The sequence below is a fragment of the Pseudomonas sp. Tun-23181 genome (genome assembly GCF_057415455.1).
Map to the genome: position 1 here is coordinate 3,141,711 of NZ_CM171630.1, position 26,789 is coordinate 3,168,499.

The 26,789-nt window shown below is 64.7% G+C and carries 20 protein-coding genes; 8 read left to right on the forward strand and 12 right to left on the reverse strand.

Annotation, left to right across the window (positions count from 1 at the left end; all coding sequences use genetic code 11):
• Positions 1-41 precede the first annotated feature (41 nt).
• The 8 genes from ACDI39_RS15000 to glnE form a co-directional block, all read right to left on the reverse strand.
• The gene (locus tag ACDI39_RS15000; protein WP_486536896.1) at positions 42-1,484 is read right to left on the reverse strand and encodes a lipopolysaccharide kinase InaA family protein; all 1,443 of its coding nucleotides are present in this window, start codon (positions 1,482-1,484) and stop codon (positions 42-44) included.
• Entirely contained in the window at positions 1,484-2,236 is a 753-nt protein-coding gene (locus tag ACDI39_RS15005; protein ID WP_225786500.1) for a lipopolysaccharide kinase InaA family protein, read from the reverse strand. The genes ACDI39_RS15000 and ACDI39_RS15005 overlap by 1 nt, the downstream gene beginning before the upstream one ends.
• Positions 2,233-2,967: a lipopolysaccharide kinase InaA family protein gene (locus tag ACDI39_RS15010; RefSeq protein ID WP_225786501.1), complete on the reverse strand. Its 735-nt coding sequence runs from the start codon at positions 2,965-2,967 to the stop codon at positions 2,233-2,235. Before ACDI39_RS15010 ends, ACDI39_RS15005 begins: the two co-directional genes overlap by 4 nt.
• Positions 2,967-3,773: a lipopolysaccharide core heptose(I) kinase RfaP gene (gene rfaP, locus ACDI39_RS15015; protein ID WP_225786502.1), complete on the reverse strand. Its 807-nt coding sequence runs from the start codon at positions 3,771-3,773 to the stop codon at positions 2,967-2,969. The genes ACDI39_RS15010 and rfaP overlap by 1 nt, the downstream gene beginning before the upstream one ends.
• Positions 3,770-4,894, reverse strand: coding sequence for a glycosyltransferase family 4 protein (locus ACDI39_RS15020; RefSeq protein ID WP_225786503.1), 1,125 nt, complete (start codon positions 4,892-4,894; stop codon positions 3,770-3,772). Before ACDI39_RS15020 ends, rfaP begins: the two co-directional genes overlap by 4 nt.
• Positions 4,894-5,952, reverse strand: coding sequence for a lipopolysaccharide heptosyltransferase I (gene waaC, locus ACDI39_RS15025; RefSeq protein WP_225786504.1), 1,059 nt, complete (start codon positions 5,950-5,952; stop codon positions 4,894-4,896). The genes ACDI39_RS15020 and waaC overlap by 1 nt, the downstream gene beginning before the upstream one ends.
• Positions 5,953-7,002, reverse strand: a complete 1,050-nt coding sequence (gene waaF, locus ACDI39_RS15030) for a lipopolysaccharide heptosyltransferase II (protein ID WP_253080215.1) — start codon at positions 7,000-7,002, stop codon at positions 5,953-5,955.
• 140 nt (positions 7,003-7,142) lie between these two features.
• Complete coding sequence (gene glnE, locus ACDI39_RS15035) at positions 7,143-10,076, reverse strand: bifunctional [glutamate--ammonia ligase]-adenylyl-L-tyrosine phosphorylase/[glutamate--ammonia-ligase] adenylyltransferase (RefSeq protein ID WP_225786506.1); 2,934 nt, start codon at positions 10,074-10,076, stop codon at positions 7,143-7,145.
• A gap of 384 nt (positions 10,077-10,460) precedes the next feature.
• Here glnE and aceE point away from each other — a divergent pair, with 384 nt between their 5' ends.
• From aceE to ACDI39_RS15060, 5 genes are all read left to right on the forward strand, one after another.
• Positions 10,461-13,106 (forward strand): pyruvate dehydrogenase (acetyl-transferring), homodimeric type, encoded by a 2,646-nt coding sequence (gene aceE, locus ACDI39_RS15040; protein ID WP_253080216.1) that lies wholly within the window; start codon positions 10,461-10,463, stop codon positions 13,104-13,106.
• A 13-nt stretch (positions 13,107-13,119) separates the two neighbouring features.
• The gene (gene aceF, locus ACDI39_RS15045; RefSeq protein WP_225786508.1) at positions 13,120-14,757 is read left to right on the forward strand and encodes a dihydrolipoyllysine-residue acetyltransferase; all 1,638 of its coding nucleotides are present in this window, start codon (positions 13,120-13,122) and stop codon (positions 14,755-14,757) included.
• 339 nt (positions 14,758-15,096) lie between these two features.
• Positions 15,097-17,790, forward strand: a complete 2,694-nt coding sequence (locus tag ACDI39_RS15050) for a putative bifunctional diguanylate cyclase/phosphodiesterase (RefSeq protein ID WP_253090709.1) — start codon at positions 15,097-15,099, stop codon at positions 17,788-17,790.
• A 104-nt stretch (positions 17,791-17,894) separates the two neighbouring features.
• The gene (gene msrA, locus ACDI39_RS15055) at positions 17,895-18,560 is read left to right on the forward strand and encodes a peptide-methionine (S)-S-oxide reductase MsrA (RefSeq protein WP_225786510.1); all 666 of its coding nucleotides are present in this window, start codon (positions 17,895-17,897) and stop codon (positions 18,558-18,560) included.
• A gap of 10 nt (positions 18,561-18,570) precedes the next feature.
• The gene (locus ACDI39_RS15060) at positions 18,571-19,194 is read left to right on the forward strand and encodes a glutathione S-transferase (protein WP_225786511.1); all 624 of its coding nucleotides are present in this window, start codon (positions 18,571-18,573) and stop codon (positions 19,192-19,194) included.
• A gap of 65 nt (positions 19,195-19,259) precedes the next feature.
• On the opposite strand, the gene rloA2 is transcribed toward ACDI39_RS15060, so the two are convergent.
• Positions 19,260-19,763: a retropepsin-like aspartic peptidase RloA2 gene (gene rloA2, locus ACDI39_RS15065; protein WP_225786512.1), complete on the reverse strand. Its 504-nt coding sequence runs from the start codon at positions 19,761-19,763 to the stop codon at positions 19,260-19,262.
• A gap of 402 nt (positions 19,764-20,165) precedes the next feature.
• On the opposite strand from rloA2, the gene ACDI39_RS15070 reads away from it, so the two are divergent.
• The gene (locus ACDI39_RS15070; protein WP_225786513.1) at positions 20,166-21,053 is read left to right on the forward strand and encodes a 1-acylglycerol-3-phosphate O-acyltransferase, YihG family; all 888 of its coding nucleotides are present in this window, start codon (positions 20,166-20,168) and stop codon (positions 21,051-21,053) included.
• Positions 21,054-21,234: 181 nt separating this feature from the next.
• Positions 21,235-22,599, forward strand: coding sequence for an APC family permease (locus tag ACDI39_RS15075; protein WP_253081694.1), 1,365 nt, complete (start codon positions 21,235-21,237; stop codon positions 22,597-22,599).
• A gap of 43 nt (positions 22,600-22,642) precedes the next feature.
• On the opposite strand, the gene ACDI39_RS15080 is transcribed toward ACDI39_RS15075, so the two are convergent.
• Together ACDI39_RS15080 and ACDI39_RS15085 are read right to left on the reverse strand one after the other, a co-directional pair.
• The gene (locus ACDI39_RS15080) at positions 22,643-23,212 is read right to left on the reverse strand and encodes a DUF2780 domain-containing protein (protein WP_225786515.1); all 570 of its coding nucleotides are present in this window, start codon (positions 23,210-23,212) and stop codon (positions 22,643-22,645) included.
• Positions 23,213-23,289: 77 nt separating this feature from the next.
• Positions 23,290-23,571 (reverse strand): hypothetical protein, encoded by a 282-nt coding sequence (locus ACDI39_RS15085; RefSeq protein WP_225786516.1) that lies wholly within the window; start codon positions 23,569-23,571, stop codon positions 23,290-23,292.
• A gap of 449 nt (positions 23,572-24,020) precedes the next feature.
• Here ACDI39_RS15085 and ACDI39_RS15090 point away from each other — a divergent pair, with 449 nt between their 5' ends.
• Positions 24,021-24,926, forward strand: a complete 906-nt coding sequence (locus ACDI39_RS15090; protein WP_253090707.1) for an RHS repeat-associated core domain-containing protein — start codon at positions 24,021-24,023, stop codon at positions 24,924-24,926.
• A gap of 163 nt (positions 24,927-25,089) precedes the next feature.
• On the opposite strand, the gene fdhA is transcribed toward ACDI39_RS15090, so the two are convergent.
• Entirely contained in the window at positions 25,090-26,289 is a 1,200-nt protein-coding gene (fdhA, locus tag ACDI39_RS15095) for a formaldehyde dehydrogenase, glutathione-independent (RefSeq protein ID WP_225786518.1), read from the reverse strand.
• Positions 26,290-26,789: the final 500 nt, after the last annotated feature.

A 26,789-nucleotide genomic window follows, 5' to 3' on the forward strand; every position in this document is an offset into this window, starting at 1 on the left:
CCATTGGGGCCGCGAAGCGGCCCCACGATCCAGCAGGAACCTCACGCCCCCAATCGCGGCAACACCTCATCCAGGCGCCGGTGCAAGGCACTGCCGCTCGGCCAGTTGCGCAGCAACCGCGCCCGGTCCCGGGCATAAGCTGGGGCGAAGCTGAGCTGCGTGGCGTGCTGGCACATGGCATCGAGGTCGATCAACGACCACTGCCCATCCAGCCAGAACAGGTTGTGCCCCTTCATGTCACCATGGCTGATGCGCTCACGGACCAACTGCTGCATCAGGTGCACCAGGGCCTGCACCTGCTCCTCGGGCGCTTCGCCGCTTTCCACATAGGGCTGGAAACACTCGATCAAGTCCGGGCCATCGGCATATTCAGTGACCAGGTAAGCCCGGCTGCGCAGGCCCATGACCCGCTGCTCCAGCACTGCCAGCGGCCGTGGCGTGGCGATGTCGAGAAACGCCAGGCGGTGCCCCTCGATCCATGAATGCCAGGCCCGGCTCGGGCGCCAGAAGCGCTTGAACCAATGGGCAGTGTTCTTGATGTTGTAGCGCTTGAGCACCAGCGCACGACCGCCCACGTCGATGCGTGCCACGCTGGCGGCCCCACCGGTCTTGAACAGGTGGCCCTGGTCGATCAGTGCATCGGCCTGGGCCAGCACCGGCAGCATGGCGTCCACCTCAGCCCGGCGGATCGCCCGCAGCCCCGACAGGCTGCGCTCGACACTGAACAACGTGCATTCGCGCCCGGCCTTCTCCAGGTAATCCTTCAGGCGCCAGCTGCGCACCTTGTCCACCTGCTTCTGCAGGGCTTCCAGCGGCAAGGCGTGCTCGGCGTTGGCCAGCAGGTAGTGCACCAGCAGCTCTTCGATGAACGGTTCCAGGCGCTTGGGCAACTGGGCGAAGAACACCCCGAGGTTCTCCAGCACCCGCTGGCGCGACAGTTGCTGGCCCGGCGTCTCGGCTTTGATGCCAGCACCGTCGATCAGGTACAGCCGGCCGTCATGGCGCAGTAGGTTGTCCACGTGCAGGTCTTCCTGCCACAACCCCTTGGCATGCATGTGCGCGACTGCGGCGAGCGCCTCGCCGAGCACCTGTTGCTGCTCGTCGGCCAGCACGGGCAGGTCCTGCACCTTGGCCCAGGCATCGGCCAGGCTCTCGGCGCCTTCGAGGAACTCGAACAGCAGCCAGCCACCCTCGCCCTCCTTGAGGCCGTCAGCCAGCAGCTGCGGGGTGGTCAGGCCTTGGGCGGCCATCAGCCGGGCGCCTTCGAGCTCACGCTGGAAATGCCGGGCGGCGCTGTTGCCGACCAGCAGCTTGGCCAGCACCGGCGTGCCACGCCAGATGCCGGCGCCGACATAGCGTTGGCCCGGCAACACGCGCAGCAGGCTGAGCAATTGCAGGTCAGCGCTGCCAGCGGCATCGGCCAGGGTCACGGTCAGGGGCAGCGTCGGGCTGCGCCCGGCGTCCTTCAGTTCAGGCAAACGCATCAGCGGGCCTCCTTTTCACGACGGCGGCGCCCTAGGCGCTGCAACCAGGTATCGACCAGCGAACTGTCGGCCGGCTGCTGCAGGTAGGCCGCCAGCAAGGTACGCACGTCCGCCTCGCTCCAGGCCCGGGCACGGCGCAGCAACGGCTCCAGGTCCTTGAGCCGGTCACGCATGCCGAACAGCAGCGGGCGGGTCTTCTCCAGGTCGATCAGCTGTGCCTGCCAGCCCTCGCGGCGCTCACGCAGGAAGATGTGCTTGGGGTAGAAGCAACCATGCAACTGCCCGGCGGCGTGCAGCGTGCGCGCCAGGGTGCCGCAGGCCTGGAGGATGCCTTGGCGTGTTGCCGGCTGCAGTTGCGGCCACTGGGCCAACAGGCTTTCCAGGTCGCTCCAGTCGTCCAGGGCGCGGGTCATGAGAATGGCGCGGTGTTGGCCGTTACCCTTGCGCTCGCCGTAGAAGACGGCCTGCAAGGCCGGGATGTTCAGTTTCCGGTAACGGCTGATGTTGCGAAATTCGCGGGCGAAGGTCGGCTCGCCGAAGGGGCGGTACAGGGTGCGCGTGAGGTAGTCGCTCTGGCGCTTGAGGTAGAACCCCTTGCCTTCCAGCTCCAGGCGAAAGACGCTGCTCCAGCCGCCACGGCCGGTATTGGGTTCGTCCACGGCATCGAGCTGCAGCGCCCACAGCGCCTCGAAGTCGCTCAGGCCATGCCGTTGCAGCAGCGCCTCGTCGGCACTGGCCAGGTAATCGGTCATTCCCTTCCCTCGAAAAATCTCACCACCTGGCGGATGCGCCGCTTGTCCCGTGCGTTGAGCCGCTCGTGCCCGCGGTATTGCAGGTAGAAGCGCAACCGCTGGGTTGCCGACAGATGGTATTTGGCGACCTTGTCCAGGCATGCCAGGTCCTTGATGACCCGGTGGCGCAACATGAAGCCACGCCAGAAATCACCGGTCGGGCAGTCGATGAAGAACACCGTGGCCTGGTCGTCGACCAGCAGGTTACGCCACTTCAGGTCGTTATGGGCGAAGTGGTGATCGTGCATGACCCGGGTATGCCGTGCCAGCTGGCGGCTGACATGGTCGACCCAGGCGCGGTCAGCCAGGCGCGGGTCGTTGCGTTCGGCCAGCGCCGAGAGGTCTTCGGTACGCGGCAGCTCGCGGGTGATCATCGCCCCGCGGCCGAAGGCCAGGCCCTTGCGCTCCAGCCCCCAGGCCACCACCTCGGCGGTCGGGATATCCCACTTGGCGAACTGCTTGAGGTTCTGCCACTCGGCCTTGATGCGCGGCCGCCCCATGTAGCGACGCAGGGCCTTGCCGGCACCGGTGTAGCGCTTGACGTAGTAGTTGACCCCTTCGCGCTGGATACGGATGACCTCGCTGAGCGGGTCATGGGTCAGGCGTTCGCCCTCGAGGGCGAACACCGCTTCGAGGCTGCCGAAGTCCGCCGCCAGGCGCTCGTAGCCTGGCGCCAGTGTCCATCCCGCCATCAGAGCGCGTCTCCATAGCGTTGCTTGCGATCGTAGAGTTTCTGCGCCTTGCGCTCGAGCCTGGCGAGCAGCACGGCTTCGTCGGCCAGGACCTGGCGCAGGGGGCGCTGGAAGTAGCCACGCAGGAAACGCAGCTTGTCGCGGCGAGTCAGGCCGATGTCCAGGGCCGAGAAGTACAGGGCCGCCAGGTCCTTGTCGCGCCAGCGGCGAGGGATGCGGGCCCTGGTCTGGGCACGGTGCAGGTCGATCACCGAGAGCTTCAGGTCCTCGGGCGTCACCGGGCGGTCGGTGTGCAGCAGGAAGTGGCAGATGTAGCAGTCGCGATGGTTGACCCCGGCACGGTGCATGGCACCGGTCATGCGCGCCACCTCGGCGATCAGCGCGTGCTTCAGGCGCACGGGTGGCGGCTGCTTGGTCCAGTCGAGGCTGAAGTCTTCCAGGCTGATGGTCGGCGCCAGTTCCTCGGTGACGATGAACGAGTGCTGGGTCGCCGGGTTGCTGCCCCGCTCGCCATAGGCCACGGCGGTCATGGTCGGCACGCCGACCTCGTGCAGGCGCTGGATGGCCCGCCACTCCTGGCCAGCACCGAGCACCGGCAGCTTGGCGCTGAACAGGTTCTTGAAGATCTCGCCCCAGCCGATGCCACGGTGGATCTTGACGAAGTAGCCTTCGCCCTCGACCTCGGTGCGCAAGGTACGGCGCCCCTCCAACTCACGGAACACCTGGCCTTGCAGGGCCTCCACAGCATCGAAGGGGTCGCGCCCGGCCCACAGGCGCTTGAAGGGTTCGGCCAGTATCAGCTTCATGCGGTCTCCTGACCCAGGATCACGTCGGCAGCACGCTGCGGCATGCTGTACAGGTCGGCGCTGTCGGCGAAGGCCAACCCATTGTGCGACCAGGCGGCACGGGCCTGGCCATCCTCGAGCATGCGTTGCAGGTAGGTGTCGAGTTGCTGCTGTTCGAAAGGCTCGTCCAGCACCAGGCCGCAATTGGCCTCGGCGATGTAGTGCGCATAGCCGCAGACCTGGGAGACCAGCACCGGCAGGCCGGCCACCAGGGCCTCCAGCAGCACGGTGCCGGTGTTCTCGTTGTAGGCCGGGTGGATCAGCAGGTCAGCGCCGAGCAGAAAGCGTGGGATATCGCTGCGCCCCTTGAGGAACTGCACCTGCTCGCCCAACCCCAACGTGGCGCTCTGCAACTGGAACACCTTGGGGTCGTCCTGGCCGATGACCATCAACCGGGTGCGCTTGCGCAGGGCCGACGGCAGCGCGGCCAGGGCCTTGAGGCTGCGGTCGACGCCCTTGGTCTTGAAGCCCGAACCGATCTGCACCAGCAGCAAATCGTCGTCACCCAGGCCGAACGCCTTGCGGAACTCGGCGCGTATCGCGTCGGCGTCGGCCGGCCGCCGGCGGTCCTGGGAGATGCCCGGCGGCAGCAGGTGGAAGCGCGCCTGCGGCGTGCCGTAGTGCTTGATGAACAACGGCTGCTGCACCTCGGAGATCATCAGGATCTCGGTGGCAGCCTCCTTGGCGAACACCGCACGCTCGTACTCGGCGAAATGCCGGTAGCGGCCCCAGCGCCGGTACAGGCCGCCGCGCAGGGTCTGGGCCTTGTCCTCGAAACAGCCATCGGCGGCGTAGTAGACGTCCAGGCCCGGCATCTTGTTGAAGCCGATCAGGCGATCGACCGGGCGCTTTGCCAGGTCCTCGGCCATCCAGGCGCTGAGTTTCTCGTTGCGGCGGTGGTTGAACAGCGCCTTGACCGGCGCCACCAGCACCTCGAAGCCCGGCGGAACATCGCCCTCCCAGATCAGCGTGTAGACACGGATCTGGTGGCCCCGCTTCTGGCACTCCAGGGCAATGCGCATGAAATCGCGCTGCAGCCCGCCGAAGGGGAAGTATTTGTAAAGCACGAAAGCCAGTTGCATCAACGAACATCCTCAGCCAGCAGCAACGCGCTCAAGCGGCTCGCCACATGCTCGGGATTCAGGCGAGTGAAGCACAGCGGCCACTCGCGTTTGAGATCGAACCGGCGCAGGTCCTCGGCGCTCGGCTTGTAGGTGCATTTCTTCTGCAGGCAGGGCGCGCAGGGAAAATCGCTGGCCTGGTGGACCTGGGCACGTCCGTAGGCACCGGTCAGGCCAGGGTTGGTGGGGCCGAACAGCGAAATGGTCGGCACGTCCAGCGCCGCGGCCAGGTGGCCCAGGCCGGTGTCCACCGCCACGCAGGCCTTGGCCGCCGCCAGCACGCGGGCGACGCCGGCCAGGTTCAGGCGCGGCAGCACCTGGCAGTTGTCCAGGCCCTGGGCGATGCGCTCGGCGCGATCCTTCTCGGCCTGGTTGCCCCAGGGCAGGCACACCTGCAGCTTGCGCCGGCCCAGGCGCTCGGCCAGTTCACGCCAGTAGGCCTCGGGCCAGTGCTTGGTGGCCCAGGTGGTGCCATGCAGGAACACCACGTAGGGTGCGGCGGGCGGCAGTTGCAGGCGGTCGAGGTCCAGGCCGTAGCGGCCGAGGCCTTCCGGCAGGTCGTAGGCCAGGGCCAGGGCGAACAGCTGGCGCACCCGCTCCACCGCATGCTGGCCGACGGCGACCGACAGGCGCCGGTCGTAGAAGCGGCTGGCCCAGCCTTCGCGGGCCGAATAGCGGTCCAGCCCGGCCACCGGCGCCTTGACGTAGCGGGTCAGCCAGGCCGACTTGACCAGGCCCTGGGCATCGATCACCAGGTCGTACCGCTGCGCCCGCAGGCGTTGCTTGAACGCCCGCCATTCGCCGCTCTTGAGGGTCTGCCAGATGTTCTTGCGCCAGCGGCGGATGGCCACCGGGATCACCTGATCGACGGCCGGATGCCAACTGGGGATCTCGGCGAAGCCTTCTTCCACCACCCAGTCGAAGCGGATCCCAGGGATGGCATGGGCGGCATCGGTGAGTGCCGGGAGGGTGTGGATCACATCGCCCAGCGACGACGTCTTGATGATCAGGACCCGCACTTAGTCGACCTCGGTCACGGTATCGATCAGGTTCGGCCCGCCCAGGCTGTGCAGGGCGGCGATCACTTTCTGCGGCTCCAGCAGGCGCAGGCAGTTGTAGTGGCCGAAGCGGCAGGTGCGGTCGAAGCAGGGGCTGCATTCGATCCCCAGGCGCACGATCTCCACCTGTTCGGCCAGCGGCGGGGTGAAGCCCGGCGAGGTCGAGCCATAGACCGCCACCAGCGGGCGGTTGAGCGCGGCAGCCACGTGCATCAGGCCGGAGTCGTTGGACACCACTGCAGCGGCGCACGACAACAGGTCGATGGCTTCGGCCAGGGAGGTTTCACCGGCCAGGTTGGTCGACTCTTCACGAAAACCTGGGATCAGCCGGTCGCGGATCGACTCGCCCACCGGGTGGTCGTTCTTCGAACCGAACAGCCAGACCTGCCAGCCCTGGCGGATCATCGCATCGGCCACCTCGGCGTAATGCTCGGCCGGCCAGCGCTTGGCCTCGCCGAACTCCGCGCCCGGACACAGCGCCAGCACCGGCCGGTCCAGCTCCAGGCCGAACTTGGCCAGGGCGGCATCGCGGCTCTGCGCCTCGATCTGCAGGGTCGGCCGTGGATAAGGTTGCGCCAGCTCGACGCCTGGCGCATAGGCCAGGGCCATGAAGCGCTCGATCATCAGGGGATAGCGCGCCTTGTCCAGGGTGCGCACATCGTTGAGCAGGCCATAGCGCATCTCGCCACGCCAGCCGGTGCGCTTGGGGATGCCGGCGAAGAACGGCACCAACGCCGATTTCAGCGAGTTGGGCAGGAGGATCGCCTGGTCGTACTGGCCGGCCAGCGATTTGCCGATGCGCCGGCGCGTGGCCAGCTCCAGCACGCCGTGGCCGAGCGGGAAGCTCAAGGCCTGGCGCACCTCGGGCATGCGCTCGAGGATCGGCCGGCTCCATTCGGGCGCCAGCACATCGATCACGCATTCGGGGTGCTGCTGTTTCAGGCACTGGAACAGGGTTTGCGCCATTACCATGTCGCCAACCCAGCTGGGCCCAATGATCAGTATTCTCATGCTTAGTCCAGAAACGCTCGGGGAGGCTGCAGGCTGCGGTACAGCCTGGCCTCCCCTCTTTATATTCAGGCTATGTGGCGGACAGTGTATCACCCAGGTCCATGCTGTTCCCCAATCGCCGGCACGCCGGCGATTGGGCCTCACGTCAGACCCAACTGCCCCCAGATCCGCCGCACCTCGCGGCGCTCATCGGCGAACTGCGCCGCGTCGATCACCCCAGCCTGCTTCTGCAGGGCCTGGCGGTGCGAAGCCGAACGGAACGCCTTGTACACCTCGCGCAGCAGCACCGCGTCGCCGGCAGGCACCAGGCCGGCCTGCTCCAGCTCCTCGAGGATGCGGATGTTGTCGGTCCAGCGCAGCAAGGCCGGATGGTCGTGGGACCAGGCCAAAGCGGCGTATTGCACCATAAATTCGATATCGACGATACCGCCGGCATCCTGCTTGATATCGAAGGGCTGGCCGGCGTCGAAGGCGTTGCCCGCAGTGCCTGCGGCGGTGACCTTGGTGCCGAGGTTGTCGCGCATCTTGGCGCGCATCTCGCTCACTTCGCTGCGCAGCTTGTCCAGGTCTCGGGCCTGGCCGAGCACACGGGCACGTACCGCCTCGAAGGCCGTCGCCACCTGCTTGCAGCCCACCAGCACGCGGGCCCGCACCAGCGCCTGGTGCTCCCAGGTCCAGGCCTCGTTCTGCTGGTAGCGCTCGAAGGCACCGAGGGAGCTGACCAGCAGCCCCGAGGCCCCGGACGGGCGCAGGCGCATGTCGACGTCGTAGAGCTGGCCGGAGTTGGTCTGGGTGGTCAGCATATGGATGATGCGCTGGCCCAGGCGGGTGAAGAACTGCGCACTGTCGATCGGCTTGGCGCCATCGGTCTCGGCCTGGGGGTCGCCATCGTGGATGAACACCAGGTCCAGGTCCGAGCCATGGCCCAGTTCGATGCCGCCGACCTTGCCGTAGCCGACGATGATGAAGCCCGGGTCGCACAGGCTGCCGTCGCTGCGCCTGGGCTGGCCATGACGGGCCACGGTCTGGCGCCAGGCCAGGGCCAGCACCTGGTCGAGGATCGCCTCGGCCAGCCAGGTCAGGTAGTCGCTGACCTTCATCAGCGGCAGGTTGCCGGTGATCTCCGAGGCGGCCACGCGCAGGCTGTGGGCCAGCTTGAAGTGGCGCAGGGCTTCCATCTGCTGCTCCAGGTCGTCCTCGGGGATGCGCGTCAGCCGCTCACGCAGCTCCGAAGCCAGCTCCGGCGCCAGCGGCGGGCTGAACAGGCGGCCTTCGTTGAGCAGTTCGTCGAGCAGCAGCGGGAAGCGGGCGATCTGCTCGGCGATCCACGGGCTGGCTGCGCACAGGGTCAGCAGGCGGCGCAAGGCGCCGGGATTCTCGGTCAGCAACACCAGGTAGGCGGAACGCCGTGCCACCGCCTCGACCAGCGGCAGCACCCGTTCCAGCACCAGGTCCGGGTCGTCGTGCTCGACGGCCTGGGCCAGCAGGCGCGGAATGAAGGCATCCAGCCGCTCGCGGCCGATACGTTGCATCGAGCGCAACTGCGGGCTGGCGCGCAACCCGGCCAGCCGCCGCAGGGCCTCGGCCGGCTGCTTGAAGCCGGCTTCTTCCAATTGGCGGCAGGCGGCCTCCTCGTCCTGAGCCTGCTCCCACAACGGCGACCATTCGCCACCGACCACCAGCTCGCCCTCGCCGTCCTCGTCGTCCGGGTCGGCGATCACCTGGCGGAAGTGCCAGTCGATACGCCCACGCCAATGCATGAGTTGCGCGTGGAAGCCCGACCAGTCGGCAAAGCCGAGGATATAGGCAACGCGCGCGCGGTCCGTGGCATCGTCCGGCAGCATCTGCGTCTGGCGGTCGGCGATGGCCTGGATCGCATGCTCGGTATAACGCAGGAACTCGTAGCCTTCGCGCAGCTCGGCGACCACCGCCGGCGGCAGGTAGCCCTGGCCCTCGAGGGTGGCCAGGACCTTGAGCAGCGGTCGCTGCTGCAGGCTCAGGTCGCGCCCGCCGTGGATCAGTTGGAAGGCCTGGGCGATGAACTCCACTTCACGGATGCCACCGGCGCCGAGCTTGATGTTCTCGGCCATGCCCTTGCGGCGCACCTCCTGCTGGATCAGCTGCTTCATGGTGCGCAGCGCCTCGATGGCCGAGAAGTCCAGGTAACGGCGGTAGACGAACGGGCGCAGCATGTCCTGCAACTGGGCACCTGCCACCTGGTCGCCGGCCACCACCCGCGCCTTGATCATGGCGTAGCGCTCCCAGTCGCGCCCCTGGTCTTGGTAGTACTGCTCCAGGGCATTGAACGACAGCACCAGGGCACCCGCCGAGCCGTAGGGGCGCAGGCGCATGTCGACGCGGAACACGAAACCGTCGACGGTGACCGGGTCCAGCGCCTTGATCAGCCGCTGGCCCAGGCGGGTGAAGAACTCCTGGTTGTCCAGCGAACGCTTGACCCCTTCGGTTTCACCGCCCTCGGGGAAGGCGAAGATCAGGTCGATGTCCGACGAGAGGTTCAGCTCCACCGCCCCCAGCTTGCCCATGCCCAGCACCACCATGTGCTGCGGCTGGCCACTGCGGTTGCCGATCGGTGTACCGAACTGTTGGCAATGGCGTGGGTACAGCCACTGGTAGGCCTGGTCGATGGAGGCGTCGGCCAGGTCGGAAAGATCGCGGCAGGTTTCGCCGAGCGCGGCCTGTCGGGTGATATCGCGCCAGATGATGCGCAGTTGCTGGCGGTTGCGCTCGCGGCGCAGGTTGCGCGCCAGTTCCTCCTCGCTCTGCGCGGCCTGGGCCGCGGTGGCGACGCGCGCGCTTAGCTGGCCGGGGCCGAAACGCTGCTCGAGCTCGCCGCTGGCCAGCAGCTCGAAGAGCATGGCCGGCTCGCGCAGGGCCTGGTCGAGGACGAAGTCGCTGGCGGCAGCGACCTGGTCGAACTGTTGCCGATGCACCGGGCTCCAACTGTCCAGGTCCAGCCCTTCGAGGCCGGCGACGGCCTCCAGCAGGGATTGTCGGTTGCGAGCGGCCAGTGGCTGCAGGGCGGCGGGCAGATCGGACGGCAAAGGCAGGCGCATGGTCTATCCTTGATCGGCGAGTCGGTGAGGGGTAGGTACGGTCAAGGGGAAGCCGGACCACGGTTGGACTGTCATACAAAAGTTGGAAATAGCTGAAAAAAACGAATCATTGGCAAGAAACATCAAGATTCACCTCTTCAGAACACAGTCCCAACCAACGGGAACGTTTTTCTCCACAACCCGGAAGGCGGCCAAAAGCCGTTTTTCTGTAGTTTTACTACTACCCCGGCGGTGCAAAAGCATGAAATGCCAAATCATTTGTAGTAAAACTACACGGCGCCGGATGACTGTCCGGTAAATCCAAGAATTCACGACGTCTGCCCAAAAGGCCAGTCGCAAACTCAGGCCATCGATTCTGGTGGCCTTTCCGCCCTGGAGCAAGCCATGCAAGACCTCGATCCCGTCGAAACCCAGGAATGGCTGGATGCCTTGGAGTCGGTCATCGACAAAGAAGGCGAAGACCGCGCTCACTACCTGATGACCCGCATGGGCGAGCTGGCCACCCGTAGTGGCTCCCAGCTGCCGTATGCCATCACCACGCCATACCGCAATACCATCCCTGTCACCCACGAAGCACGCATGCCCGGCGACCTGTTCATGGAACGCCGCATTCGCTCGATGGTGCGTTGGAACGCCCTGGCCATGGTCATGCGTACCAACCTGAAGGATTCGGACCTGGGCGGCCACATTTCGAGCTTCGCCTCCAGTGCCACCCTGTACGACATCGGCTTCAACTACTTCTTCCAGGCTCCGACCGAGGAGCACGGTGGCGACCTGATCTTCTTCCAGGGCCACGCCTCCCCCGGCATCTACGCCCGCGCCTTCCTCGAAGGCCGCATCAGCGAAGACCAGATGAACAACTTCCGCCAGGAAGTGGACGGCAACGGCCTGTCCTCCTACCCACACCCCTGGCTGATGCCTGACTTCTGGCAGTTCCCGACCGTTTCCATGGGCCTGGGCCCGATCCAGGCGATCTACCAGGCACGCTTCATGAAGTACCTGGAAGCCCGTGGCTTCATCCCGGCCGGCAAGCAGAAGGTCTGGTGCTTCATGGGCGACGGCGAGTGCGACGAGCCGGAATCCCTGGGTGCCATCGCCCTGGCCGGCCGCGAGAAGCTGGACAACCTGATCTTCGTCATCAACTGCAACCTGCAGCGCCTGGACGGCCCGGTGCGTGGCAACGGCAAGATCATCCAGGAACTGGAAGGCGTGTTCCGCGGCGGTGGCTGGAACGTCAACAAGGTCGTCTGGGGCCGCTTCTGGGACCCGCTGTTCGCCAAGGACACCAACGGTGCCCTGCAGCGTCGCATGGACGAAGTCATCGACGGCGAATACCAGAACTACAAGGCCAAGGACGGTGCGTACGTCCGCGAGCACTTCTTCAACACCCCAGAACTCAAGGCCATGGTCGAAGACCTGTCCGACGAAGAGATCTGGAAGCTCAACCGTGGCGGCCACGACCCGTACAAGGTCTACGCGGCGTACCACCAGGCGGTCAACCACAAGGACCAGCCGACCGTCATCCTGGCCAAGACCATCAAGGGTTACGGCACCGGTGCTGGCGAAGCCAAGAACACCGCGCACAACACCAAGAAGGTCGACGTCGACAGCCTGCGTCAGTTCCGTGACCGCTTCGACATCCCGGTCAAGGACAGCGAGCTGGAGAACCTGCCGTTCTTCCGTCCCGAAGAAGGCAGCGCCGAAGCCAAGTACCTGGCCGAGCGCCGCGCCGCCCTGGGCGGTTTCGTGCCACAGCGCCGTGCCAAGAGCTTCAGCGTCCCGACCCCGCCGCTGGAAACCCTGAAGGCGATCCTGGACGGCTCGGGCGACCGCGAGATCTCCACCACCATGGCCTTCGTGCGTATCCTGGCGCAGCTGGTCAAGGACAAGGAAATCGGCCAGCGCATCGTCCCGATCATCCCGGACGAAGCCCGTACCTTCGGTATGGAAGGCATGTTCCGCCAGCTGGGCATCTACTCGTCCGTAGGCCAGCTGTACGAGCCGGTCGACAAGGACCAGGTGATGTTCTACCGCGAGGACAAGAAGGGCCAGATCCTCGAGGAAGGCATCAACGAAGCCGGCGCCATGTCGTCGTTCATCGCCGCCGGTACCTCGTACAGCAACCACAACCAGCCGATGCTGCCGTTCTACATCTTCTACTCGATGTTCGGCTTCCAGCGTATCGGTGACCTGGCCTGGGCCGCTGGCGACAGCCGCACCCGTGGCTTCCTGATCGGCGGCACCGCCGGCCGTACCACCCTCAACGGTGAAGGCCTGCAGCACGAAGACGGCCACAGCCACCTGCTGGCGGGCACCATCCCGAACTGCCGCACCTATGATCCGACCTACGGCTACGAGCTGGCGGTGATCATCCAGGACGGCATGAAGAAGATGACCGAAGAGCAACAGGACGTCTTCTACTACATCACCGTGATGAACGAAGCCTACACCCAGCCAGCCATGCCGGCCGGCGTCGAGGAAGGCATCATCAAGGGCATGTACCTGCTCGAGGAAGACACCCGCGAAGCCGCGCACCACGTGCAACTGATGGGCTCCGGCACCATCCTGCGCGAAGTCCGCGAAGCGGCGAAGATCCTGCGCGAGGAGTTCAACGTCGGCGCCGATGTGTGGAGCGTTACCAGCTTCAACGAACTGCGTCGCGACGGCCTGGCCGTTGAGCGCGCCAACCGCCTCAAGCCTGGCCAGAAGCCGCAGCAGACCTACGTCGAGCAGTGCCTGGCCGGCCGTAAGGGCCCGGTCGTGGCCTCGACCGACTACATGAAGATCTTTGCCGAGCAGATCCGTCAGTGGGTGCCGAGCAAGGAGTACAAGGTCCTGGGTACCGACGGTTTCGGTCGCAGCGACAGCCGCAAGAAGCTGCGTCACTTCTTCGAAGTCGACCGTCACTTCGTGGTGCTGGCTGCCCTGGAAGCCTTGGCCGACCGTGGCGAGATCGAACCGAAGGTGGTGGCCGACGCCATCGTCAAGTTCGGCATCGATCCGGACAAGCGCAACCCACTGGACTGCTGAGGAGTATTTTTAAGTGAGCGAACTCATTCGCGTACCTGACATCGGCAGCGGTGAAGGTGAAATCATCGAGCTGTTCGTCAAGGTCGGCGACCGTATCGAAGCCGACCAGAGCCTGCTGACCCTGGAGTCCGATAAGGCCTCCATGGAGATCCCGGCGCCCAAGGCTGGCGTGATCAAGGAGCTCAAGGTCAAGCTGGGCGATCGCCTGAAGGAAGGCGACGAGCTGCTGGTCCTGGAAGTCGAGGGCGCCGCCGCGGCGCCCGAGGCTCCGGCCGCCCCCGCCGCCGAAGAGCAACCGGCCGCCGCACCGGCGGCTGCCGAGGCCGCACCGGCGCCTGCCGCAGCCCCGGCTGCCGCCAGCGTGCAAGACATCCACGTGCCGGACATCGGCTCGTCGGGCAAGGCCAAGATCATCGAGGTCCTGGTCAAGGCCGGCGATACCGTCGAAGCCGACCAGTCGCTGATTACCCTGGAGTCCGACAAGGCCTCCATGGAAATCCCCTCGCCCGCCGCTGGCGTGGTGAAGGAAGTGATCGCCAAGCTGGACGACGAAGTCGGCACCGGTGACCTGATCCTCAAGCTGGAAGTCGCCGGCGCAGCCCCCGCTGCCGCCCCGGCTCCGGCCGCTGCTGCCCCTGCCCCAGCCAAGGCCGAAGCGGCTCCAGCCGCTGCGCCTGCTGCACCGGCCGCCACGGCGGCCCCTGTGGCCACCGCGCCTGCCGCCGGCAGCAACGCCAAGGTCCACGCTGGCCCGGCCGTGCGCATGCTGGCCCGTGAGTTCGGCGTCGACCTGGGCGCGGTCGCCGCGACCGGCCCACACGGCCGTATCCTCAAGGAAGACGTGCAGGTCTACGTCAAAGCCATGATGCAGAAGGCCAAGGACGCTCCGGCAGGCGCCGGCGCGACCGGTGGTGCCGGCATCCCGCCGATCCCGGCCGTGGACTTCAGCAAGTTCGGTGAAGTCGAGGAAGTCGCCCTGACCCGCCTGATGCAGGTCGGTGCCGCCAACCTGCACCGCAGCTGGCTGAACGTGCCGCACGTGACCCAGTTCGACTCCGCCGACATCACCGAGCTGGAAGCCTTCCGCGTGGCGCAGAAGGCCGTGGCCGAGAAGGCCGGCGTCAAGCTGACCGTGCTGCCGCTGCTGCTCAAGGCCTGTGCCCACCTGCTCAAGGAACTGCCGGACTTCAACAGTTCCCTGGCGCCGAGCGGCAAGGCGGTGATCCGCAAGAAGTACGTGCACATCGGCTTCGCCGTGGACACCCCGGACGGCCTGCTGGTCCCGGTGATCAAGAACGTCGACCAGAAGAGCCTGCTGCAGCTGGCTGGCGAAGCTGCGGCCCTGGCCGAGAAGGCGCGCACCAAGAAACTGGCGGCCGACGACATGCAAGGCGCTTGCTTCACCATCTCCAGCCTCGGCCACATTGGCGGCACCGGCTTCACGCCGATCGTCAACGCGCCCGAGGTGGCGATCCTGGGTGTGTCCAAGGCCACCATGCAGCCGGTCTGGGACGGCAAGGCCTTCCAGCCGCGCCTGATGCTGCCGCTGTCGCTGTCCTACGATCACCGCGTGATCAACGGCGCCGCCGCCGCGCGCTTCACCAAGCGCCTGAGCGACCTGCTGGCGGACATCCGCACCCTGCTGCTGTAACGCAGCTACCTGCCTCCCCGACGGGAGGCAGGCCCCCTTTCGAGCTGCCACGCTCGTACCTCAACCCCGTCACGTTCTGGCGGGGCTTTTTTTAGCTGCAAGCTGCAAGCTACAAGCGACAAGAAAAAGCAGGCGGCGCCCTGGCGAGCCGAGCACGGCCATGACAAGCAGCGCCGATCAGCTCGAAGCTCGCAGCTTTAGATTCCCGCCGATCAGCCGACAACCTGCTCATAGCAATGGCGGCTTGCCAGCCCCTGGGACATGATGCAACCTTGCCCCAGGCACCGCCGCATAGACCGTGGCCCGCCGCGCCAACCGCCCTCTTCAAGCGAGTCTTCGATGAAAAGCCAACCCGATGTCGCCAGCCGTATGGCGGCCGAGGTCGTCACGCAGCTTCCCGTGCCTTCGCGGCTCGGCATGCTGCGTTTCGAAAGGCTCAACGAAGCCAGCTGGACGATGCTCTACCTCGACCCGGCCTGCGACCGCCAGTTCGGCCTGCCCGCCGCCGAGCTCTGCGCCCTGGTCGGCTCGCCCTATGCCAGCCTCATGGAGCCGGAGGCCCGCTACCAACTGCACGACGAGATCCAGCGGCAGCTGGCCCAACGCAGCCACTACCGGGTGCGCTACACCTTGCACGCCAGCACCGCGCCCCTGCGCTTGCTGGAGATCGGCGAAGCCTACAAGCAGCACAACCGACAACTGCTGCGCGGCTACCTCACGGTGCTCGACGAGCAACCGGACGACGGGCCGGACCTGGCGGCCAACGACCTCGAGTCGCGCAACAGTCGCCTGCAACTGGCCCTGCAACTGAACCAGCGCGCCCAGCAGGAGCAACTCGAACACCTGGAACGGGTACGCGCCCAGCAGGACCTGATCCTGCGCCTGGCACGCCAGCGCTACAGCGCCGGCAACTCGCTGCAGGAAGCCGCCGAGCTGATCACCCGCAGCGCCTGCGAGATCTACAAGGTCGATTGCGCCAGCATCTGGCACCTCGAGGACCAGCGCCTGGAACCGATCAGCGCCTGGCATCACCGCGACCAGCGACACCACAGGCCGGAGCCGATCGACGCCAGCCAGTTTCCCGACTACCTGGACGCCCTGCACGCCAGCCGCGCCATCGACGCCCACAATGCCAGCGACGACCCGCGCACCCGCGACATGGTCCAGCGCCTCTACCCCAGCGGCAACAACGCCATGCTCGATGCCAGCATCCGCGTCGACGGCCAGGTGGTGGGCGTGCTCTGCCTGGAGCAGACCGGCACACCCCGGGCCTGGCAGTCCGACGAGATCGCCTTCGCCGGCGAGTTGGCCGACCAGGTCGCCCAGGTCATCACCAACCACAACCGGCGCACGGCCACCAGCGCCCTGCACCTGTTCCAGCGCGCGGTGGAGCAAAGCGCCAGCGCCTTCCTGCTGGTCAACCGCGACGGGGTGGTGGAATACGTCAACCCAAGCTTCGCCGCCATCACCCAGTACAGCACCGAGGAAGTCCAAGGCCGCCACCTGGCCGAACTGCCAGCCCTGGAGAACCTCAGCGAACTGCTGTTCGACTCGCCATCCAGCCTGGCCATGGGCAACAGCTGGCAAGGCGAGTTCAAGAGCCGGCGCAAGAGCCTCGAGCCCTACTGGGGCCAACTGTCGATCTCCAAGGTCTATGGCGACAACCGCGAACTGACCCACTACATCGGCATCTACGAAGACATCACCCAGAGCAAGCTGGCCCAGCAGCGCATCGAACGCCTGGCCTACACCGACAACCTGACCAACCTGGGCAACCGCCCGGCGTTCATCCGCAACCTCGACGAGCGCTTCGCCCGCGACGACGAGCATCCAACCTGCCTGCTGCTGGTGGACATCGACAACTTCAAGCGGATCAACGACAGCCTCGGCCACCAGACCGGCGACAAGCTGCTGGTCAGCCTGGCCCGGCGCCTGCGCAACAGCTTGAACAACGGCGGCCAGCTGGCACGCTTCGCCAGCAACGAGTTCGCCGTGCTGCTCGACGGCACCAGCCTGGAAGATGGCCAGGGCGTGGCCCAGCAATTGCTGCGCACCCTCGACAAGCCAATGTTCGTCGACAACCAACTGATCAACGTCACCGCCTCGGTGGGCCTGGCCTGCGCACCTTTGCACGGCAGCGACCCGCAGACCCTGATGAAGAACGCCGGGCTCGCCCTGCACAAGGCCAAGGCCAACGGCAAGCACCAGGTCCAGGTCTTCACCGAAGTGCTCAACGCCGAGGCCAGCTACAAGCTGTTCGTCGAGAACAACCTGCGCCGCGCCCTGACCCAGAACGAGCTGGAGGTGTTCTACCAGCCCAAGCTGTGCCTGCGCAGCGGCCGCCTGCTCGGCCTGGAGGCGCTGCTGCGCTGGAACCACCCCGAGCGCGGCATGATCCGCCCCGACCAGTTCATCAGCGTGGCCGAGGAAACCGGCCTGATCATCCCCATCGGCAAATGGGTGGTGCGCCAGTCGTGCCGCATGAGCCAGCAGTTGCGCGAAGCCGGCATGGGCAACCTGCACGTGGCCATCAACCTCTCGCCCAAGCAGTTCTCCGACCCGGAGCTGGTGTCGTCGATCGGCAACATCCTCGAGGAAGAAGCCCTGCCGCCACACCTGCTGGAGCTGGAGCTGACCGAAGGCCTGCTGCTGGAAGCCACCGAAGACACCCACCGCCAGCTCGACGAGCTCAAGGCCCTGGGCCTGACCCTGGCCATGGACGATTTCGGCACCGGCTACTCGTCGCTGAGCTACCTGAAGAAGTTCCCGATCGACATCATCAAGATCGACCGCAGCTTCATCAACGAAATCCCCGACAACCAGGACGATATGGAGATCACCTCGGCGGTGGTGGCCATGGCCCATAACCTGAAGCTCAAGGTGGTCGCCGAAGGCATCGAGACCGCCGAGCAGTTGGCGTTCCTGCGCCGCCACCGCTGCGACGTCGGCCAGGGCTACCTGTTCGACCGGCCGATTCCCGGACGCGAACTGGTCGACAAGCTCAAGCGCTATCCACGTGGCCCTCTGGCCTGACAGCGGCGCCAACCTCGGGCACTATAGAACCCATTCGAGCCCTATCGCCGGCTTGCCGACGATGGCTCCGCCACCTATCCAACTGATAAACACAAGGAGCGGCCATGGTCCTGCGTTCGGAAATCCTGGTGAACAAAAACGTCATGCCCACTGCGGAGCAGGCCCTGCCTGGCCGCGAGACCCCGATGGCCCTGCCCGAGAAGCACTACGTGTTCAAGGACACCCCACTGCTGGGTCCGTTCTTCCAGAACGTCGATTTCGCCATCTTCGGCCTGGGCTGCTTCTGGGGCGCCGAGCGCCGCTTCTGGCAGCGCGAGGGCGTGGTCAGCACCGTGGTCGGCTACGCCGGCGGCTTCACCCCCAACCCAACCTACGAAGAAGTCTGCTCGGGCCTGACCGGCCATACCGAAGTGGTGCTGGTGGTGTTCGACAAGGACAAGGTCAGCTACCGTGAGCTGCTGGCGATGTTCTGGGAGCTGCACAACCCCACCCAAGGCATGCGCCAAGGCAACGACATCGGCACCCAGTACCGTTCGGCGATCTACTGCACCAGCCCCGAGCAGCTGGAGCAGGCCAAGGCCAGCCGCGAGGCGTTCCAGGCCGAGCTGACCAAGGCCGGTTTCGGCGAGATCACCACCGAGATCGCCGAGGCGCCGACCGTGTACTTCGCCGAGGCCTACCACCAGCAGTACCTGGCCAAGAACCCCGACGGCTACTGCGGCATCGGTGGCACTGGCGTATGCCTGCCACCCAGCCTGCAAGGCAACTGAGGGCAGCCATATGGCGACCATGACCCTGTTCCACTCGCCGCTCTCGCCGTTCGTACGCAAGGTGATGGTCGTGCTGCACGAAACCGGGCAGCTCGACCGCGTGACCTTGCAGGCGGTCAACATCAGCCCGGTGAACGGCGACGAGCAGCTCAACCAGGGCAACCCGATCGGCAAGATCCCGGCCCTGCGCCTGGAGGACGGCACCGTGCTGCATGATAGCCGGGTGATTTGCGAGTACCTCGACCTGCAGCACGTCGGCAACCCGCTGGTCCCCCGCGAGGGTTCGGCGCGCTGGCGCCGGCTGACGCTGGCGTCGCAGGCCGATGCGATCATGGATGCGGCGGTCTCGACCCGCTACGAGACCTTCCTGCGCCCCGAGGACAAGCGCTGGGACGGCTGGGTCCAGGCCCAGGCCGGCAAGATCCGCCGCAGCCTGGCCGACCTGGAACAGGCGCACCTGGCCGAGCTGGCCTCGACCTTCGATATCGCGGCTATCGGCGTGGCCTGCGCGCTGGGCTACCTGGACCTGCGCCAGCCGCAGTTCGGCTGGCGCGAGCGGCAACCGGGGCTGGCAGCTTGGTATGCCGAGGTGGCCAAGCGACCGTCGATGGTCGCTACCGTGCCGATGGCCTGACAGGCGCTGTCGCAGGCAGGCCCGATACCGGTCGGAAAGGGGCGCGAAGCGGCCCAAATGGCCAATCAGCAGTCCGGCTTGCCTGCGGTGAACTTGCGTGCCGGGTTCACCGCCGCCTTGAACTCACGCAGCGCCTTGGCGCCAATCAGCAGTGGATAGTTGAAGTTACTCCGGTCAGCCAGGTTGACCTCCACCGTGCGCTTCACCTCGCCCAGGCACAGCTCCAGCTCGACCACCGGCCGGCGCGCAGCCTCCAGCGTCTCGCCTTCGTCGTCCTCTTCGTCGGAGCGGGCCTTGATCTTGCTGATACGCGCCAGCTTGTGCTCGTAGACCTTGCCGTCGGCATCCTTGGTCGCCAGGCGAAAACGCACCCATTGCTCGCCATCACGGGTAAAGCGCTCGATATCCCTGGCCGACAACGAAGCCGTCAGGGCGCCAGTATCCATCTTGGCCTTCAATGTTTCGCCAATCTCCGGCAGGGTGATGTACTCATAGCGGCCGTAAAGAGTCGGCTCAGCCGCCATGACCGGCAGTGCAAGCAGTGACAACAGGGCAAGCAATGGTTTCACGGATTACGCTTCCTTGAGTGAGGACAGTGGTTAGACTACTCGGGCAGGATAGGTTTCCTCCAGCTACGAAGTGCAAGTAAAGGCAGATAGCACAGCCCCCACCGCCTAATGCTGTTCACTTAAGTCTGATGTGACATCGATAGGGGCTGCCTTGCAGCCCTTCGCGGGCAAGCCCGCTCTCACAGGATCGTGCATTCCTTGAGGCTTGCAGCGTACTTGTGGGAGCGGGCTTGCCCGCGAAGGGCCGCAAAGCGGCCCCAATTGCTTAAGTGAACAGCATTAGCCCCCACCGCCCCGCTTTTTCTTGCAGCTTGAAGCTTGCCGCTACATAACGAATTTGGCGTAGGACCAAGCCGTGCTTATCATTGCCACCCGCTTAATTCCCACAACAAGAGTTCCCTTATGCGTCGCCTGCTGACCGGCATCCTCACGACCCTGCTGCTGCTGCTCAACACCCTGGTGCTGATCGGCCCGCTGATGGTCTTCGCCCTGCTCAAACTGGTACTGCCGGGCCGTGGCCGCGACTACGCCTCCTGGGCAGTGATGTGGATCGCCGAAACCTGGTCGGAAATCGACAAGGCGATCTTCGCCCTGTGCATCCCCACCCAATGGGATATCCGTGGCATCGAGACACTGCGCCAGGACACCTCCTACCTGTGCGTGAGCAACCACCAGAGCTGGGTCGACATCCCCGCCTTGATCGAGAGCCTCAACCGCCGGGTGCCGTTCTTCAAGTTCTTCCTCAAGAAGGAACTGATCTGGGTGCCGCTGCTGGGCCTGGCCTGGTGGGCGCTGGACTACCCGTTCATGAAGCGCTACAGCAAGGCCTTCCTGGACAAGCACCCGGAGCTCAAGGGCAAGGACCTGGAGATCACCAAGGCTGCCTGCGAGCTGTTCAAGCGCCAGCCGGTGACCGTGGTCAACTACCTGGAAGGCACCCGCTTCACCGAAGCCAAGCGCGAAGCACAGCAATCGCCCTACCGCCACCTGCTCAAGCCCAAGGCCGGCGGCGTGGCCTTCGTGCTGGCGGCGCTGGGCGAACAGCTCGATGCCCTGCTGGACGTCACCATCGTCTACCCCGGCGACAAGGCCCCCGGGTTCTGGGACCTGCTCTGCGGCAACATCAGCCGGGTAATCATCGACATCCGCGTGCGCGAGCTGGATCCGGCGCTGTGCAATGGCGACTATGAGAACGACCCGGCGTTTCGCCAGACCGTGCAGGACTGGGTGAACCAGCTGTGGCTGGACAAGGACCAGCGGATCGAGGCATTGCGGGCGCAGATGGGCTGAGGTCTTCGTTGCCTGGCACGGCCCATTCGCGGCGGTTCGGCGCGAATGGGCCCGCAAAAAAACATCACGGATGCCCGATTAAAATCCACATTAATAATTGAGATAAACAAATCTTTGTTTGTCATCACCCTCCAACCTGGATAAAAATCGATCAACAACTACAAAACGCCCGGATCGATCGATGGCAAATCAACCTTGCAATGCTGCCGAGGCAGCACCCGCCCAACTCCGCCGTGTCCTGGGCCTGCCCGCCCTGGTGTTCTTCGGCCTGGTGTACATGGTCCCGCTGACCATCTTCACCACCTACGGCATCGTCACCGAGATCACCGGCGGCCGCACGGCCGGCGCCTACCTCGTCACCCTGCTGGCGATGCTGTTCACCGCCACGTCCTACAGCTTCATGGTCAAGCGCTTCCCCGTCGCGGGCTCGGCGTACTCCTACACCAACCTCGCCTTCGGCCCCAATGTCGGCTTTCTCGCAGGCTGGTCGTTGCTGCTCGACTACCTGTTCATCCCGATGATCAACTACCTGCTCATCGGCCTGTTCCTCAACATCGCCTTCCCGGCCATCCCGGCATGGACGATCGTCCTGGCCTCGATCGCCCTGGTGACGGTGCTCAACGTGATCGGCATCCACTCGGTGGCCAAGGCCAGCAACCTGATCGTCGGCGCGCAGATCGTGTTCATCGGGGTGTTCGTGGCGCTGTCCTGGCAGACGCTGGGCAGCGGCCAGCCCGTCGACTTCCTCGCGCCGCTGGTGGGCGATGGCAGCGCACCGGGCTTCGGTTCCCTGATGGCCGGTGCAGCGGTGCTGTGCCTGTCGTTCCTGGGCTTCGACGCGGTCTCGACCCTGGCCGAAGAGTGCCGCGACGCCCGCCGCGATGTACCGCGGGCGATCATCCTCACCACCCTGTTTGCCGGCTTGCTGTTCACCGTGCTGGCCTACATCAGCCAGCTGGTGCTGCCAGGCAGCACCTTCGCCAATACCGATGCGGCGGCCAACGAGGTGATGTTCAAGGCAGGCGGGCAGTTCCTGGCCAACTTCTTCACCGCCGCGTTCGTCGCTGGCAGCCTGGGCTCGGCACTGGCCTCTCAAGCGGCGGTGTCGCGCATCCTGTTCACCATGGGCCGCGACAAGGTGCTGCCCAAGCGCAGCTTCGGCTATCTGTCGCCACGCTTCGGTACGCCGGTGTTCGCCATCCTGCTGGTGTCGGCGTTCTCCCTGCTGGCGCTGGTGATCGACCTGGCCACCCTGGCCTCGCTGATCAGCTTCGGCGCACTGGTGGCGTTCTCGGCGGTGAACCTGGCGGTGGTGAAAACCCACCTGATGCACGATGCCAGCCAGCGCAACCTCAAGGGCCTGCTGCGCTATGGCCTGGTACCGCTGGTCGGCCTGAGCCTGACCTTGTGGCTGTGGACCAGCCTGTCGGCGCTGACCCTGGTAATCGGCCTGTGCTGGTTCGCCCTGGGGTTGGCTTACCTGGCCGTACTGACCGCCGGCTTCCGCCGCCCAGTACGCTTGGTGGACTTCTCGGAAAGCGCGTGATCCAACGCCGCACACGCGCTTACAGGGTGCGCGTGTGGGGCCTTCAGACCGAGGGTTGAGCCAACGGTGCCGGGGTCGCCCACAGGCTGCCCAGGTTCTGCAACAACGACCCGGCGATGCCCTGCTGGCCCAGGTACTGGAGGATCAGCGGGGCGAACTGGCCGATCATGCCGGTATCCATGCCCAGCGCCTTGAAGGCATTGTCCAGGTCGTTGCGGTTCTCGACATTGCCCAAGGCATTGCTCAGCGCCGGTTGGCTCTCGCTGTTCTTGCCCAGCAACTCACCCAGGCCGTTCAGCCCACCCAGGGCGTTGGCGCCAGCGAGCAGGTCCAGGCCGGGCACGGCCTTGGTCAGTTGGCCGTAGTCGGCGTCGCTCAGGTTGTTGCGCGCCAGGCCCAGCATGGCACCCGCCCCGCCCACCGCCTGTTCGGGGGTGATCTTCAGTTCGCTGCCCAGGGTATTGAGCAGGTTGGCCGACGCCTCGGGCGCCTGCACCTGGCCCTGCTGCTGGCTCTGCATCGCCGACACGGCATTGGCCGCATCGCTGAGGTTGAAGGCGAACGCCGGGCTTGCGGCCAGGGTCATCAGGGTTGCCAGGGTGAATGCTTTCATCGGGAAGGACCTCGTCGGCCGGAATGGCCGGGAAACGAGGCATTCGACTGGCGACATCGGGCTTTGTTCCAGGCCAGCTATCGAGGGCTGCTGCGCCCTTCGACCGCCAATGCCAGCGCCTCCGCCTGCCCCCAGGCAATCTGCATGGCCCGCAAGCCGTGCGCCAATAACTGCCGGGTTTCTTCATCCTCGATGCGCTCAAGGGCACGACGGCTGTCGCTGTAGGCGAACATCAAGTAGTGGCTGACGTTCATCAGCACGAACTCCATCGGAACGATACCGTCGTTGATGGCGTGGGAGAGGGATGTGCCCTTGGGCAGATCGAAGGTGTGGGGTGGGTCGGGGACGAGTTTTTTCATATCGGCACCATGTAGGCTGAGCTGCGCCCTTCCGTTTCCACACATCAGGGGTGGCAGCTGTACGCGGGGTGGAAAACCAGGCACATGGCAAACCCGGTAGGTCCGAAGACCTCCCGCGCACAGCCGCCGTAACAGGCAGTTCCATGTACCACCGGGTTTCCACACCCGATCGCTGAACGATTCAGCGACCCAGTGAGCCTAGAGAGCAAGGTTTCCCGGGGCAATCAGATAGGAGTCGACAGAATTCGTAGGGTATTTCCTAGAACCAGCAAGCACCAGCGCCAGCACGTCGGAAATTTCGGCAACAGGAGTATGAAATCTGCCATGCCTAACGTTCCAGTAGCGTTCTCCTATCATTTCTGCCAGTAGCCGACAAAATGCATCGCCATGATACTGGGTTCTGCGGTAGGGAAATTGCCTCCCCCTCGGCAGAGAACGGGAACCAGCCCATGAAAAAGAACTCTATCATCACTCTGTGCTTCTACCAGGAAGACAAACTCGCTTCCGTACGAACAGATAAGTACAGTCGTAGGATCTTCCGAGCACCTGATTTACCACTCGTAGAGCAGCAACTTACTGACAAGACAACCAACGGGCTATTAGCGACAGACCAAAAAGGTTCTGTGCTCAGAGCCAAGAGCGTCAATGATGAAGAAACGCATACCTATTCACCCTATGGCCAAACTTCAACCCTTCCCGCGCTACTGACACTGCTTGGCTTCAACGGGGAAGCTATCGAACCTTCGGTGAACAGCTATTTACTCGGAAGTGGGCACCGTATCTACAATCCCAGCCTGATGCGTTTCTACTCCCCTGACCAGCTGAGCCCTTTCGCTGCGGGCGGAATAAATTCATACATGTATTGCAATGGCGATCCCATTGGAAAAATTGACCCATCAGGACGTGTACCGATTTTCCTCAAGCCGTTGAGCAGCCTCTACAAAGGCATTAAAAAGCGATTCTTTGGCAGAATACCTAAGTCACAGAGGGCAACGTCGAGCCCGCCGCAAGCAGCCACTCCAAATAACCGGAGCACTGATAGTGAACGCACCCCAGACCCTTTCATTCAGAGTATGGCCCGTCATGAGAGAGCTGATCTTCACAGACGTGTTAGGCGCGACATAGCCGAAGCAAAAGCGTACGACCTGACAACAGTACCACCTGAAATCCTCAAAGAAAGACTTCGCCTACACGAAGTATATAAAAATCGAATTAAATTCTTGACTCTTGAATACAAGTTAGAACCTTTAGGTCTAACTACCGGCATCCCTTCGGGTCCAATGGAGCATCCAACAACAGGCTTTGACTCACTCTACAACTCAGACACTATTAGCCAGATTCGAAGCCCGAATTAAACCGACGAAACCAGTGCCATGATGCATGGATAAATGGGCTAAAGCGCTCTCCCAGCGATGGTGATACACATTGCTTGATATGGAAATCGGCTGCGGTGCAGCCCTTTCACGACACCAAGCCGAGACAGGGGCAGCGGCGCCGTCCCTGTCTCGGCCCTAGGCATCAAGCCGCACTGAACGTCTTGTGCGGATCGATCACAAACTTCTTCGGCACACCCGCATCGAACTCGCCATACCCTTCCGGCGCCTGATCCAGGCTGATCACCTGCACCCCGACCACCTCGGCGATATTGATGCGATCCCACATGATCGCCTGCATCAGCTGGCGGTTGTACTTCATCACCGGGGTTTGCCCAGTGTGGAAGCTATGCGACTTCGCCCAACCCAGGCCAAAGCGAATGCTCAGCGAGCCGATCTTGGCCGCCGCATCCACCGCGCCCGGGTCTTCGGTGACGTACAGCCCCGGAATACCGATCTTGCCGGCCACGCGGGTCACCTGCATCAGCGAGTTGAGCACGGTGGCCGGCGCCTCGTGCTTGGCACCTTCATGGCCATGGCCACGGGCCTCGAAGCCCACCGCATCGACCGCGCAGTCCACTTCCGGCTCGCCCAGCAGGTCGGCGATCTGCTCGTGCAGCGGGGTGTCCTTGGACAGGTCGACCACCTCGAACCCCTGGGCCTTGGCATGGGCCAGGCGGGCCGGATTCAGGTCGCCGACGATGACGCAGGCCGCGCCCAGCAGGCGAGCCGAGGCAGCGGCCGCCAGGCCGACCGGGCCGGCACCGGCGACGTACACGGTGCTGCCCGGGCCAACGCCCGCCGTGACGGCGCCGTGGTAGCCAGTGGGCAGGATGTCGGAGAGGCAGGTCAGGTCACGGATCTTCTCCATGGCCTTGTCGCGGTTTGGCAGCTTCAGCAGGTTGAAGTCGGCGTACGGCACCAGCACGTACTCGGCCTGGCCACCGGTCCAGTCGCCCATGTCGACATAGCCGTAGGCGCCGCCAGCGCGGGCCGGGTTGACAGTCAGGCAAACGCCGGTGTGCATTTCCTTGCAGGAGCGGCAACGGCCGCAGGCCACGTTGAATGGCACGGAGACCAGGTCGCCGATCTGCAAGTGTTCCACGTCACGGCCCTTCTCGATCACCTCACCAGTGATCTCGTGGCCGAGGACCAGGCCGACCTGGGCGGTGGTGCGGCCACGGACCATGTGCTGGTCGGAGCCGCAGATATTGGTGGAGACCACCTTGAGGATCACGCCGTGCTCGATCTTCTTGCCGCGTGGGTCCTGCATTTTGGGGTAGTCGATCTTCTGTACCTCGACCTTGCCGGCGCCGAGATACACCACTCCACGATTACCAGACATGCTCTTACCTCGCTTGATTTGTATTTATGCAGCGGTGGTGGAAAGCGCCGCCATCCTTGGGCGGCATGTGTTACTGGAATGGAGGAATTGTGGGCCTGATAGGGAGTATCGCGGTGACTGGAAGCGACAGGGGTTTGCCTGTTTACGGCAGCGCATCGCAGCATGTCATGGAGGCGCCTCTAAGCTTGGTCACAGCTCGTTGACGCTGACGCATGCAGAGCCTGGCATTCAAGGAGATGCCGTCATCTGCGCACCACAAGCGTGTGGAGTTCCTCTGCTCATCGACCGAGACTGAACCCCCGCAGCGCTTGATCGACGATGCGGACGCGCCGGATTGCAGGGCAAGCCTCCCTCGGGCCAGGTTTTGGAAAGCCACAGGCGCTTGGCGTTCTCACCGGTCTTTTGGCGATTTCGACAGGGGAGTTGAGCCCATGGGACGATGACAAGCGGCTCATCAGTGGGCATACCCATCATTTCTACCAGTTGTCGGGCAAGGTGCC